The sequence below is a fragment of the Amnibacterium flavum genome (genome assembly GCF_003097495.1).
Classification (GTDB): domain Bacteria; phylum Actinomycetota; class Actinomycetes; order Actinomycetales; family Microbacteriaceae; genus Naasia; species Naasia flava.
Genome location: NZ_QEOP01000001.1, coordinates 1,224,037 through 1,236,733, shown reverse-complemented (window position 1 = coordinate 1,236,733; position 12,697 = coordinate 1,224,037). Strand labels below are relative to the sequence as shown.

Sequence of the window (12,697 nt, the reverse complement as noted above, 5' to 3'; positions counted from 1 at the left end):
TTCAGCGGAGGTTGTCGATGTGGTTCGGAGCGGAGTCGGATCTGGACTTGGTCCATTCCGCGACGTCCCACCGCTTGCCCCGCGCGAAGCGGTACAGCGCGGCATCCGGGTTCACCGCGGTCGGATTCCCGACCAGTTGCAGCCAGGATCGATCGGCGAGGCTGTCGCCGTAACCATACGACCGCGCGAGGTCGACGCCGTGCTCATCGGCGTAGTGCCGCAGCCAGGCGGCCCGCGACTCGTCGACGAGGGGCGGACGGTCGAGGTATCCGGTGAGCACGCCGTCGCGTTCGTGCATACGACCGGCGACCACCTCGTCGAAATACTCCGCCACGGGGGCGGTCAGCAGATCGATCCCGCCGGTGACGAGCACGGTGCGGTGCCCCGCCTTGCGGTGCTCCGCGACGCGGGCGAGGGCGTCGGGGAGGAGTCGCGCCTGCAGCTGGCGCCCCACCCGTCCCTCGACGAGTCGGCGGATGTCGGCGACCTTCATGCCCTTGTAGAGGCGGAGGAGGGTGCGGATGAACTCGCCCCGGTCCCGTCTCTCGGCCGCGACGTACTTGGGGAACGTGGCGAGGAGACGCGCCGCCTCCCGCGGCCAGAGCACGGCGGCCCGGTCCGCGAGCCGCAGCATCAGGTACTGCTCGATCAGGTTCGCCTCGAGGACCGTGCCCTCGAGGTCGAAGACCGCGACGACGTCCGAGCGCTGCGGCAGCGGCTTCGCCGTGCGCGCCGACGCCGAGCCGCGATCGGCGAACGCCCGGGTCAGCGAGGTGATCGACGGGAAGTGCACGCCCTGGAGGTAGTGCTCCCAGTCGATGGTGTCGACGTCGAACCCGCGGTCGTCGCGGAGATCATCGGGCAGGCTCTCGTGGAGGGCGTGCGTGCGCGAGACGTCGAAGATGATCTCGGTCTGCACGTAGGCCCGGTACAGGTCCGAATAGCTGCGCAGCAGTTCGAGCTCGTGCTTGCCCGTCTCGATCTGGTCGAGCCATTTGCGGGTGAGCGGTGTCGCGGGCAGATGCGTGACGACGCGTTCCGCGGCGCGGGAGCGCCGAACGCGCTGGCCGAGTTCGCGTTCGAGTTTGCGGCCGCCGGGGAACCGCCAGCTCGGCACCTCGACGGGGCCGCCCTCCGCCGGGATCGGGTTGGCGGTGAAGAACTCCTTGACGTTCTCGTACATCCGGTGGAACGGGAGCGGATTGCGAGCGCCCGATGCGACGTGGAAGTACTGCGCCCGGCCCGGCTCCTCCGGGCTCGCTGCGACGGCGAGGATCGCGTTGACGACGTGGTCGACGGGCACGACGTCGAGCACGCTGTCGGGCACCCCGGGGAACTCGGGGAGCTGACCGCGGCCGTAGGCGAGGATCAGCGGATCGGCGACCTTGAACCCGTCGATCCAGCCGGGGTAGGGATGACTGACGGCGCTCTCGATGATCGAGGGGCGCACGACCGACAGCCGGTGGCCGGCACCCGCCCACTGCTCCTCCGCGACGCGCTCGGCGAGCGCCTTGGTGAGCGTGTAGACGTCGGTCCAGCCGAGGCTCTCGGCACGCGATCGGCCGTGGTCGACGAGTTCGGCGTCGACGAACTCGCGGCGCAGCGTCTCAGCCGCCTCGGCGACGGCGCGCGGGCCGACCTTGCCGTGCTGCTGGCGGGCGGAGTGGATGAAGCGGCGGAGCGTTTCGGGCTGCCGGGAGTCGAACTCGACCCGCTCCCTCGCCTGCTGGGCGATCGAGTGCTCGAGCCGCCAGTCCACCTGGTGGTCGACGGCGTTCTCGGTCACGAGCCCCTTGCGGGCCCCGTTCACGTACGCGGTCGAGATGTGCACGACGTGCGGATCGGAGCCCGATGCGGCGAGCGCGCCGTAGAGACCCGTCGCTCCCCCGACGTTCGTGTCGAAGGCCTTGTCGATGGGCGGATCGAAGCTGACGGTGGATGCTCCGTGCAGGACGATGTCGAGGTCCCCCGGCAGCTGCTCGACCGAGTCGAGGTCGCCTTCGATGACGCGCACCCGTTCCGCGAGGATCCGGGCCGCCTCCTCGTCGCCGACGCGTTCGCGCCAGGGGCGGAACACGGCCTTGCGGATCAGCTTGTCGACGCGCGCCTGGGCGGGAGTCGATCCCTTGGCCCGGACGATCACCGAGATCGTGGTCTCGGGGTGGTCGGTCAGCAGTCGCTCGAGCACCGCCTGTCCGACGAATCCCGTCGCGCCGGTGAGCAGGATGTGGGCCTTGCCGAGGTCGGGGTTCATGCTCGCCGTCTTGTCGTCAGGTCGGCCGCGACGCGGCCGATCCAGGATGCGATGCCCTCGAGGCCGCCGCGGCGGGGCGTCTCCCGGGCGGATCGCTCGAGCAGGCGCAGACCGGCGAGGCCGGGCAGCTCGTCGATGCGGCCGTCGATGGTCGCGATCGTGTCGTCGCTGATGAGGGCCGCGTAGAAGCGCCTCGTCGCGTCCGGGGACTCGTCGATGGCACCGAGCGGCAGTTGGGCGCGGGCGAGTCGGCGGCGCGCGAGATCCGATGCCGTCGGGGATCGTTTCAGCCGGTCGCGGGACTGCAGCGACCAGAACAGCTCGTGGCGGGCCTTCACCTCCGCGAGCTGCTCGAGCAGCGCGCGGAACGACTCGTGGTCGGCCTGCTCGGCGAGCGAGACGAACGCCGCGCGGGTGACCCATTCGTCGACCGCTCCGGTGGCGGAGTGCACGGCGACGACGTCCTCGCCGATCGCGTTGGCGATGACCGACTCGTGGATCGGCTCCACCCGCTCGGCGAGGGAGTGCCAGAACCGGGCGAGGGGTCCGAGGCGCCCCGCTGCCGCTGCCTCGTAGGACGGGTGGGCGTCGAGGACAGCTTCGAGCGCGTCGGCGATCCAGTACTTCTCGTACGCCCAGGTGACGAGGAACGCGGTCACACGGGCGTCCTTGTGGGTCGGCGTGACGAGGACGCTGCGGAGGTGACGCATGGTCGAGTGCTCGAGGCGCGCGAGGTAGGCGACGAGGTCGAGCGTGCGATCGTCGAGCGGATCGGTCGCGTAGACCTCGAGGTCGAGCCCGGGCCGGTGACTGCCGACGGCGGTGCGCGCGAACTCGCGCACATTGAACTCGGCGCCTGGGACGAGGTCGTCCGCGTCGGAATCCGACTCACCGGCGGGGGGACGCGGTGCTGTGGCGCGCGTCATGAAAGCTCTCCCGTAACGTTCATATCTCCAGGATTCGTCGCGGACCGGGTCTTCGGATTCCGTGACATTCGAGAATGACGGGCGAAGCGTAGGGTGTGGCAATGCTAACGGCACTGGTGACGGGTGGGACGTCCGGCATCGGTGCGGCGTACGCCGAGTCGCTCGCGCGTGACCGCTACGACCTCGTCCTCGTGGCTCGGGACGCCGGCCGTCTGGCCGCGACGGCGGAGCGTCTGCGCGCGGCTCACGGGGTCCGTGTCGAGACGATCCAGGCCGATCTCGCCGACCGCGACCAGGTCGAGATCGTCGTGCGCAGGCTCTCCGATCCCGAGCACCCGATCGAGCTGTTCGTCAACAACGCCGGGTTCGGCGTGCACGCCCGTCTGACCTCGGAGGACACGTCCGAGCACGAGCACGGCATCGACGTCATGATCCGGGCCGTTCTCGTCCTCGGCGGCGCGGCCGCCCGTTCGATGCGCTCCCGCGGCAGGGGCACGATCATCAACGTCTCGAGCGTCGCCGGCTACATCACCATGGGGTCGTATTCGGCGATCAAGGCCTGGGTGGCGTCGTACAGTGAAGGTCTCGCCGTCGAGTTGAGGGGAAGCGGGGTGACCGTGACCGCATTGACCCCGGGATGGGTCCGCACCGAGTTCCATGAGAGGGCCGGCATCCGCACGTCGTCGATCCCCGCGCCGCTCTGGATCGACGTCGAACGTCTCGTCGACGTCGGTCTTCGGGACGCGCGTCGCGGCAAGGTCGTCTCGGTGCCGACCGCCACCTTCACCGTCCTGCTCTGGTTCTGCCGGCACCTCCCGCGGTCGGTGATCCGCCGCATCTCGGGCATGATCTCGTCGTCGCGCCGGGAATCCGACGGCGCATCGGGCTCCGAACCCAGTTCCGTGGAGCAGACCGGCAAGTGAACGATCCGACCCAGCGATTCCGATCGCGTTCCCTCCTCGCTGCGCGCTTCCTCGCCCAGCGCGGCCTGCTGAAGCCCGTCGTCTGGACGTGCACGCGAGTCACCGTGGTGGGCCGCTCCCGTCTGCGCGACCTGAACGGCGCATTCGTCGCCGTCGCGCACCACTCCAGTCACCTCGATGCGCCTCTCGTCTTCGGCAGCCTGCCGTGGCGTCTCGCCGGGCAGCTCGCCGCGGGAGCCGCCGCCGACTACTTCTTCGACGTGAAGTGGCGGACCTGGCTGACCGTCCTGTTCTTCAACGCCTTCCCCATCGACCGCAGCGGAATGGGCGGCAGGCCCCGTCTGTCGAGGTCGCTGCTCGCCGCCGGGGTCCCGATCCTGATCTTCCCCGAGGGGGGCCGCGCTCGGACCGGTGAGGGCATCCGAGCCTTCAAGCCGGGTGCTGCCGCGATCGCGATGTCGAGCGGTGTGCCCGTCCTGCCGATCGGCATCATCGACGCAGCCCGCGCCATGCCTCGAGACCGCAACTGGCCCGTGCGCGGACGCACGCCGGTCGCGGTAGTCTTCGGCTCGCCGCTGTACGCCGAAGAGGGCGAGACCGCGGAAGCTTTCACCAGCCGGCTGCGCGGCGAGGTCGAGCGACTCTCGTCCTGGTCGAACGCCGACTCGTCTCAGGAGGAAGTCCGATGACCGACGTCAAGCACATGAAGTGGTGGGGTTGGGGTGTCGAGGGCGTCGGCTTCCACCACGAGGACAAGCCCGCCTTCGCCCCCTTCGTGAAGAAGGCCGTCGGACTCGATGTCTGGCAGCCCGCGGGCGAGCAGCCGTCGTTCGAGGACCTCGACGTCCCCGCTTCCCAGGCGCCCGCATCTCTCGTGCAGGGCCTCGCTGCGATCGTCGGCGAGAAGCAGGTGGTCACCGACGACCTCGAGCGCGTCATCCACACCTACGGCAAGAGCATCCGCGACCTCATGCGGGTGCGCGCCGGCATCCTGCCCCGCGTGCCCGACGTGGTCGTCTACCCGGCCGACGAGGCCGAGTCGCAGCGCATCGTGGCGCTCGCCGCTCAGGAGGATGCGGTCATCATCCCGTTCGGCGGCGGCAGCAACATCTCCGGCAGCCTCGAGCCCGAGAAGGGCGAGACGCGCCCGGTCGTGTCGCTCGACATGGGCCGGCAGCGGCGCCTGCTCGAGCTCGACGAGGGATCAGGGCTCGCCCGGATCCAGGCGGGCGCCCTCGGCCCCGACCTCGAGAAGCAGCTGAACGACCGCGGCTGGACGATCGGCCACTTCCCCGACAGCTTCACCCACTCGAGCCTCGGCGGCTGGGTCGCGACCCGCTCGTCGGGCGCGCAGAGCGACAAGTACGGCGACATCGCCGACATCGCCCGCGGCATGCGGCTCGTCCGCCCCGACGGCATCGCCGAGATCCGCGCCATCCCGAGCGCGTCCACCGGTCCGAGCGTCCGCGAGATGATCGTGGGCAGCGAGGGACGGCTCGGAGTCATCTCCGAGGTCACCGTGCAGGTGCACCGCCGCCCCGAGGAGCGCCAGATCCAGGCCTACTTCTTCCCCTCGTTCTCCGCGGGTCTCAAGGCCATGCACGAGATCTCCGAGTCGGATGCGAGCCCGTCGATCACCCGCGTCTCCGACGCCCGCGAGTCGGGCTTCTCGCTCGCGACGAGCAAGGAGAGCAAGGGCCTCTCGGGAGCGGCGCAGAAGGGCCTGATGGCCTTCCTCAAGAAGCGCGGCTGGAACCTCGACGAGCTCGCCCTCTCGTTCATCGGGTACGAGGGCTCTCCCTCGCATGTGCGCTACCAGAAGCGCATCGTCGGCAAGATCGTCCGCAAGCACGGCGGGCTCGGCGTCGGGGCGGGGCCGGGTGCCCTGTACGACCAGAAGAAGTTCGACACCCCCTACCTCCGCGACTTCCTGCTCGACCGCGGGGCCGCCGCCGACGTGTCCGAGACGGCCGCGCCGTGGTCGAAGCTGCAGGACGTCTACGACACCGTCGTCAAGGCGGCGAACGGCGCCTACGACTCGATCGGCGTCTCGGGCTGGATCATGTGCCACCTGTCGCATTCGTACCGATCCGGCGCCTGCCTGTACTTCACCTTCGCCTTCGTGACCGGCGAGGACAAGATCGCCGAGTACGACGTCGTCAAGTCGGCGATCCAGCAGTCGTTCATCGACGCCGGCGGAACGCTCTCGCACCACCACGGCGTCGGCGTCGAGCACGCGCTGTGGATGGAGCAGGACATCTCTCCCGAGGGCGTCGCGATCATGCGCGGCCTGCTCGAGAGCGCCGATCCGCAGCGCATCCTCAACCCGGGCAAGATCATCACCGACGTCCGGGTTCCCGAAGCACGCTGACCTGCCCGCTTCGGGCAGTGTTCGCGCTCGAACACTGCCCGAAGTGGGCGACTCGGCGGCCTAGAGGTCGATCGCGCCCTGCGAGCGGGCGTTGTACACGACCTGCTCGCCGTCCTCGATGCTGCGGCCGTAAGCGGCGAACACGGCGAGCGCCTCGTCGCGCAGCACGTCCTGCGTGACGCTGATGCCGCGCGCCTCGAACTGCTCGGCCCAGTCCTCGCGGACGGGGCCCTCGTCGAACTTCGTCAGGTGCTCGAGCTCGGGCCCGTGCCCGGCGACGACGAGGCGGCGCACGCCCGACCAGAGAGTGGCGCCGTAGCACTGCGCGCACGGCCGCCAATTGACGACGAGTTCGCGGGCGGGTGCGCCCTCGGCACCGAGATCCCACCCGCCGACGCGGGTCTCCGCGAGCGAGAGCGCGACGACCTCGGCGTGACCCACGGAGAGCCCGGAGGCGAGCACCACGTTGACGCCGACGGACACGATGGCGCCCGACTCGGACTCGACCACGATCGCCGCGAACGGCCCGCCGGTCTTCTCCCGGAAGTTGCGGTCGGCGAGTCGGTGCACGAGCGCCATCCGCTCCTCATCGGTGGCGAGCGTCTCGGGGACGTCGGCCATTTCGTCGAGCACCCATGCGGGCAGCTCGGCGGTGAAGCGGGTGGCCAGTGCGCTGGTGTCCACAGCGTTTCCTCTCGACGGAGCTCGTGCGTGTCCGTTCCACTATGGCCGATCCACCAGCGGCCAACCGCCAGAATGACGGAATGCCGCTTCCCATCGAGGACTACGCCCTGATCGGCGACCGCCACACCGCTGCGCTCGTCGGCCGTGACGGGAGCATCGACTGGCTGTGCCTCCCCCGGTTCGACTCTCCGTCCACATTCGGCGGGCTGCTCGGCACGAAGGACCAGGGACGGTGGCTGCTGGCTCCCATGGGGCCGGGCGCGACGTCGACCCGCCGCTACCGGGGGCAGACCCTCATCCTCGAGACCCATTGGGTCGCCGACGACGGCGAGGTGCTGGTCACCGACTTCATGCCGTACGGCAACCGTCGGGCGGATGTCGTCCGCCGCGTGCACGGCCTGAAGGGCCATGTCCTGATGCGGCAGGACCTCCGGATCCGCTTCGGCTACGGAGAGGCGCTGCCCTGGGTGCGTCAGGTGGGCGATGACGCGCAGCCCGAGATGATCGCGGTCGCCGGGCCCGATGCGCTGATGATCCGCGGCCCCCAGTTGGAGCCCGCGAACCACTCGCACCAGGCGGAGTTCCTGGTCGCGGCCGGTGAGACCGTCGACATCGTCCTCACCTGGTATCCCTCGCACCGGGACGCGCCCGCACCGCTCGACATCGACGACGCCCTGCGGTCGACCCATCATCAGTGGGAGTCCTGGGCGCGCGGGCTGACCCATGAGGGCCCGCACAAGGACCACGTGTTCCGCTCGCTCGTGCTGCTGCGCGCGCTCACGCACGAGGACACCGGCGGCATCGTCGCGGCCGCGACCACGAGCCTCCCCGAGCAGGCGGGCGGGGTGCGCAACTGGGACTACCGCTACGTGTGGTTGCGCGACGCAGCGCTCACGCTCATCGTGCTGCTCTCCCACGGGTCGAACGCGGAGGCGTCCGGCTGGCGCGACTGGCTGCTCCGCGCGATCGCCGGGGATCCGGGGGATGTGCAGATCATGTACGGGCTCGCGGGTGAGCGCCAGCTCATCGAGCGCGAGCTGACCAGCCTCCCCGGCTACCTGGGCGCCTCCCCCGTGCGCGTCGGGAACGGCGCGGCGACCCAGTTCCAGGCCGACGTGATCGGCGAGGTCATGGTGGCCCTCCACGAGGCGCGCCTGAGCGGGCTCCCCGACAGCGCCGACTCCTGGGCACTGCAGCTCGCCCTCCTGCGCTTCACCGCCGACCACCTCGACCAGCGCGACAACGGCATCTGGGAGATGCGCGGCGACCCGCAGTACTTCACCCATTCCCGAGCCATGATGTGGGCGGCGTTCGACCGCGGCATCCGCGCGGTCGAGGAGTGCGGCCTCGAGGGTCACCCCACCCGGTGGAAGCGGCTCCGCGACGAGCTGGCCACCGAGATCGAGGACAAGGGCTTCGACACGGCCCAGAACAGTTACGTGCAGCACTACGGGTCGTCCGAAGTCGACGCGTCGCTGCTGCAGCTCGCTCAGGTCGGCTACGTGGCGTACGACGATCCCCGCATGCTCGGCACCGTGGCCGCGATCGAGAAGAACCTGCTGCAGGACGGGCTGGTCCTCCGCTACCGCACCGAGGCGTCGACGGACGGGCTGCCCGCCGGCGAGAACCCGTTCCTGGCCTGCTCGTTCTGGCTGGTCGAGCAGTACGCGCGCAGCGGCAGGAAGGCCGACGCCGAGAAGCTCATGCACCGCCTCACGGCACTGTCCAACGATGTCGGCATGTTCTCGGAGGAGTACGACCTCGCGGCAGGGCTCCAGATGGGCAACACGCCTCAGGCTCTCTCGCACCTCACCTTCGTGCGCGCCGCGGACGCGATCAGCACCGCGAGCTGACCCGTCTGCCGCCTCGTCGGGAGTGTGCTGAGCATCCGGTCGGGCACCCGCCCTTCGGAGTGAGAATCGGGAGAGCGCACCGATTCCACCCGAGGAGTGACGATGACCGAGGCTTTCCCCTCGTCCGATGACGCCGATCGCGGAGATCGCATCGACGACCCGAGCGTCGCCGGCGAGATCGAGGAGTACCAGATCGTCGATCCCCCGCTCACCGATGAGGAGCGCACGATCGATGAAGAGGTCGAGGACCCGGAGGCACCGCTCGTCGACCCCGTTCCGGACGACTCGGCCGACCCCGCCGTCGATCCGCGCGCCGTCGACGACTTCCCCGACATCGAGTAACCGCTGAGCGTGCGCCGGAGAATCCTGTACGTGGTGTGAGAGTGAACTGAAAAGCGGTGGATGCGGCGCCGCAGCCCCATAGCGTCGGATACACCCTCCCCACCCGCACCAACGAAAGGAAGGGCCCATCATGGCCAGCATCATCGAAGCGATCGATGTCGACGTTCCCGTCTCCACCTCGTACAACCAGTGGACTCAGTTCGAGGAGTTCCCCAAGTTCCTCAGCTTCGTCGAGAGCATCACGCAGACCGACGACACCCACAACCACTGGGTCGTGAAGATCGGTGGAGTCGAGCGCGAATTCGACGCCGAGGTCACCGAACAGCTGCCCGACGAGCGAGTCGCCTGGAACAGCATCTCCGGCAAGGACGAGCACGCCGGTGTCGTCACCTTCCACAAGCTCTCCGACACAACCTCGCGTGTCACCGTTCAGATCGACTGGAAGCCCGAGGGCTTCGTCGAGTCGGCAGGTGCCGTGCTCGGCATCGACGACCACATGATCAAGAAGGACCTCAAGAACTTCAAGGAGTTCATCGAGGCGCGGGGCGTCGAGGACGGTGCCTGGCGTGGCGAGGTCACCAACAGCTGAGGACACCGCTCCTCTTTCGCACTCAGCCCCGCCGTGGCACGTTCCGGCGGGGCTGTTTCGCGCCCTCAGCCAATCCGCCGGGCACAGCGAGGCGGGCAACGCTCGTGGGGGCTCAGCCGACGACGGCGTCCCCGGCGGACTCAGCCGACGACGGCATCCACGTCGACGAACAGATCCGCATGCTCCCGGGTCCCGAGGATCACCCGGGCGTTGGCCTCGTCCACTCTCAGCACGAACTCCGCCGCCTGCTCGGCGGTCTTCCCGTATCGCTCGTGACGCGCACGGAGCCGCTGGCGACGCTGCTCGTGATCGACGTCGGCGAACCAGACCTCGTCGAATTCCCGGCGCACCGACGGCCACGGGTCGAGTGGGGAGAGCAGGTAGTTGCCCTCACTGACGACGATCCGCACCGACGGGTCCACCGGGATCGAGGCGGCGATCGGCTGCTCGATCTCGCGTTCGAAGGCGGGCGCGAAGACGGTGCCGCCGGTCTCCGCTCTGAGTCGGCGCAGCAGTGCGAGATAACCGGACGGATCGAACGTGTCGATCGCGCCCTTCCGCTCGCTCAGGCCGAGGCGGTCGAGGACCGCGTCGCCGAGGTGGAAACCGTCCATCGGGACATGGGCGGCGACGACTCCTCGGGCGCTCAGCCGGTCGACGAGCCACACGGCGAGCGTCGTCTTACCCGCTCCGGGGGCGCCCGCGATCCCGAGGAGGACGCGCTCACCCTTCGCGGCGAGCGCCACGGCACGATCGACGACGTACTCGGCGGAACTCACGCGTCGACAGTATCCGCTCGCGCAGTGCGGGCGGCCGCGCGCGGGAGGTCTGCGCACCGCGCATGTCCGTTCGCACCGCGCACGCGCGGCTGTCGGGCGGGGATGGTCGAATGGAGTGGTGTCCTCCGACTTCGTCCTCTCCCGGTGCGGGTGATGAACGAAACGTTCGTGCTCACGCGGATCGGCGATTCGGTGCGAGTCGACATCCGCGGGCCGCGCAACGGCGGCGCAACCGCCCCCGTCACCGTCGCGTCGAGCGACCTGCCGACGTTCGTCGCGGAACGCGAACTCGACGCCGAGGGAGGCGCGGGGCCGAGGTGGGTCTGGGACGACACGACGCGCTGGTACCCGTCGCTCCTCGAGTCCGGAGTCCGGGTGCGCCGCTGCCTCGACCTCCGACTGTCCCACGACATCCTCCGCCGCTCCCCTCACGTCGACCCGGGCCTGCTCGTCGGTGCGTCGAGCGCCGAGTGGGAGGCGATGGACCCCGTCGAACTCGCCGGCCCCGCCCTGTTCGCCTGGCACGAGCATGACGAGCCGCTCGACTCGCTCGCCGAATTCGACCGCCAGCAGGCTGCGCTCGCCGCGTCGACGAAACGCGATCCGCTCGGGCTGCTTCTGGCAGCCGAGAGCTCGGGAGCCCTCGTCGCCGCCGAGATCGCACATGCCGGTCTCCCCTTGCGCGAGGCCCTGCACGAGCGGATGCTGACCACGCTGATCGGCCCTCGTCCGCTGCCGGGGGCGCGCCCTGAGCTGCTCGAGCAGCTGCTTCCCGTCATCCGCGGCGCACTCGGGGCGCCCGATCTCAACCCCGACTCGCCGAAAAGCCTGCTGCGGGCGCTCAGAGCCGCCGGACTCGACGTGACGGACACCCGGGCCTGGAATCTCCGCCAGCTCGACCATCCCGCCGTCGGCCCGATCCTCGAGTACAAGAAGCTGCTGCGCCTTGCGAACGCGAACGGCTGGCGGTGGCTCGACACCTGGGTCCGCGACGGCCGTTACCGTCCGAACTTCCTCCCCGGAGGCACTGTCACCGGCCGGTGGGCCGCGCACGGCGGCGGTGCGCTGTCGTTCCCGGCCCAGATCAGGTCGTCGGTGGTCGCGGACGACGGATGGAAGTTCGTCGTCGCCGACGTCGCCCAGCTCGAGCCCCGCGTGCTCGCCGCGCTCAGCACCGACCTCGCGATGGCCGAGGCCGCCAGCGAGTCCGACCTCTACGAGGGGATGGTGAAGCGGGGTGCCGTGGCCACGCGCAAGGAGGCCAAACTCGGCATGCTCGGCGCGATGTACGGCAGCACGAGCGGAGAGGGCGGCCGCATGGTGACCCGCATGACGCGGCTCTACCCGAGGGCGTTCGGCTTCGTCGAGGAGGCCGCCCGGGCGGGCGAGCGCGCCGAGGTGGTCGAGACATTCCTCGGCCGCGCCTCCCCCGCACCGACCGGACGCTGGACTCTCGCCCTCGGCGATCTGCCGGCGGACGATGCGGGGCGCGACCGGGACCGTCGCAAGTGGGGCCGGTTCACCCGCAATTACGTGGTGCAGGGCAGCGGCGCCGAGTGGACCCTCTGCTGGATCGCGACACTGCGGAATCTGCTCTGGCAGCTCGATGGCGCCGGCGAGCTCACCGACCGACCGCACCTGGTCTTCTTCCTGCATGACGAGGTGCTCATCCACACTCCGGCGGCGCTGGCCGAGGAGACCATCCTCGCGGTCCGCCGGGCCGCCGCCGAGGCGACGAGGGTCATGTTCGGGACGTTCCCGATCGACTTCCCGCTCGACGTGGCCATCGTTGACTCGTGGGCCGAGGGCGACTCCCGCGCATTCCTCCTGGACGCGGAGGACGAGGACCCCGACCTGGAAGCCGACCTCGCCTCCCCCCGCTGACTCGGATACTCCGGGCGCATCCGCACGTTCCGGCGTGCATCGGTGTCCGGAACGTGCGTTCTCGGACGCGGGCCCGGCGAGTACCCCCGAAT

11 protein-coding genes are annotated in these 12,697 nt (G+C 69.9%); 7 read left to right on the top strand and 4 right to left on the bottom strand.

Annotated features, from left to right (window positions below; all coding sequences use genetic code 11):
- Window position 1: 1 nt before the first annotated feature.
- Together DDQ50_RS05745 and DDQ50_RS05740 are read right to left on the bottom strand one after the other, a co-directional pair.
- A complete protein-coding gene (locus tag DDQ50_RS05745) occupies window positions 2-2,254 on the bottom strand; it encodes an HAD-IB family hydrolase (RefSeq protein ID WP_116755693.1) in 2,253 nt (750 codons plus the stop codon).
- Window positions 2,251-3,180, bottom strand: a complete 930-nt coding sequence (locus DDQ50_RS05740) for a hypothetical protein (protein WP_116755692.1) — start codon at window positions 3,178-3,180, stop codon at window positions 2,251-2,253. The genes DDQ50_RS05745 and DDQ50_RS05740 overlap by 4 nt, the downstream gene beginning before the upstream one ends.
- A gap of 101 nt (window positions 3,181-3,281) precedes the next feature.
- Here DDQ50_RS05740 and DDQ50_RS05735 point away from each other — a divergent pair, with 101 nt between their 5' ends.
- Genes DDQ50_RS05735 through DDQ50_RS05725 form a run of 3 tightly spaced genes read left to right on the top strand, consistent with a single transcriptional unit; the run spans window position 3,282 to window position 6,474 of the window.
- Entirely contained in the window at window positions 3,282-4,103 is an 822-nt protein-coding gene (locus DDQ50_RS05735; RefSeq protein WP_116755691.1) for an SDR family NAD(P)-dependent oxidoreductase, read from the top strand.
- Window positions 4,100-4,792 (top strand): lysophospholipid acyltransferase family protein, encoded by a 693-nt coding sequence (locus DDQ50_RS05730; RefSeq protein ID WP_116755690.1) that lies wholly within the window; start codon window positions 4,100-4,102, stop codon window positions 4,790-4,792. The genes DDQ50_RS05735 and DDQ50_RS05730 overlap by 4 nt, the downstream gene beginning before the upstream one ends.
- Window positions 4,789-6,474, top strand: coding sequence for an FAD-binding oxidoreductase (locus DDQ50_RS05725; RefSeq protein WP_116755689.1), 1,686 nt, complete (start codon window positions 4,789-4,791; stop codon window positions 6,472-6,474). The genes DDQ50_RS05730 and DDQ50_RS05725 overlap by 4 nt, the downstream gene beginning before the upstream one ends.
- 60 nt (window positions 6,475-6,534) lie before the next feature.
- Here the strand turns inward: DDQ50_RS05725 and DDQ50_RS05720 are convergent, their stop codons facing one another.
- Complete coding sequence (locus tag DDQ50_RS05720; protein WP_205663575.1) at window positions 6,535-7,158, bottom strand: nucleoside deaminase; 624 nt, start codon at window positions 7,156-7,158, stop codon at window positions 6,535-6,537.
- A gap of 80 nt (window positions 7,159-7,238) precedes the next feature.
- Here DDQ50_RS05720 and DDQ50_RS05715 point away from each other — a divergent pair, with 80 nt between their 5' ends.
- From DDQ50_RS05715 to DDQ50_RS05705, 3 genes are all read left to right on the top strand, one after another.
- Entirely contained in the window at window positions 7,239-9,011 is a 1,773-nt protein-coding gene (locus DDQ50_RS05715; RefSeq protein WP_116755688.1) for a glycoside hydrolase family 15 protein, read from the top strand.
- A gap of 102 nt (window positions 9,012-9,113) precedes the next feature.
- A complete protein-coding gene (locus DDQ50_RS05710; protein ID WP_116755687.1) occupies window positions 9,114-9,353 on the top strand; it encodes a hypothetical protein in 240 nt (79 codons plus the stop codon).
- Window positions 9,354-9,483: 130 nt separating this feature from the next.
- A complete protein-coding gene (locus DDQ50_RS05705; protein WP_116755686.1) occupies window positions 9,484-9,942 on the top strand; it encodes an SRPBCC family protein in 459 nt (152 codons plus the stop codon).
- Between the two features lie 140 nt (window positions 9,943-10,082).
- On the opposite strand, the gene DDQ50_RS05700 is transcribed toward DDQ50_RS05705, so the two are convergent.
- Window positions 10,083-10,721 (bottom strand): nucleoside/nucleotide kinase family protein, encoded by a 639-nt coding sequence (locus DDQ50_RS05700; RefSeq protein ID WP_116755685.1) that lies wholly within the window; start codon window positions 10,719-10,721, stop codon window positions 10,083-10,085.
- A 153-nt stretch (window positions 10,722-10,874) separates the two neighbouring features.
- On the opposite strand from DDQ50_RS05700, the gene DDQ50_RS05695 reads away from it, so the two are divergent.
- Window positions 10,875-12,605, top strand: coding sequence for a bifunctional 3'-5' exonuclease/DNA polymerase (locus tag DDQ50_RS05695; RefSeq protein WP_116756120.1), 1,731 nt, complete (start codon window positions 10,875-10,877; stop codon window positions 12,603-12,605).
- Window positions 12,606-12,697: the final 92 nt, after the last annotated feature.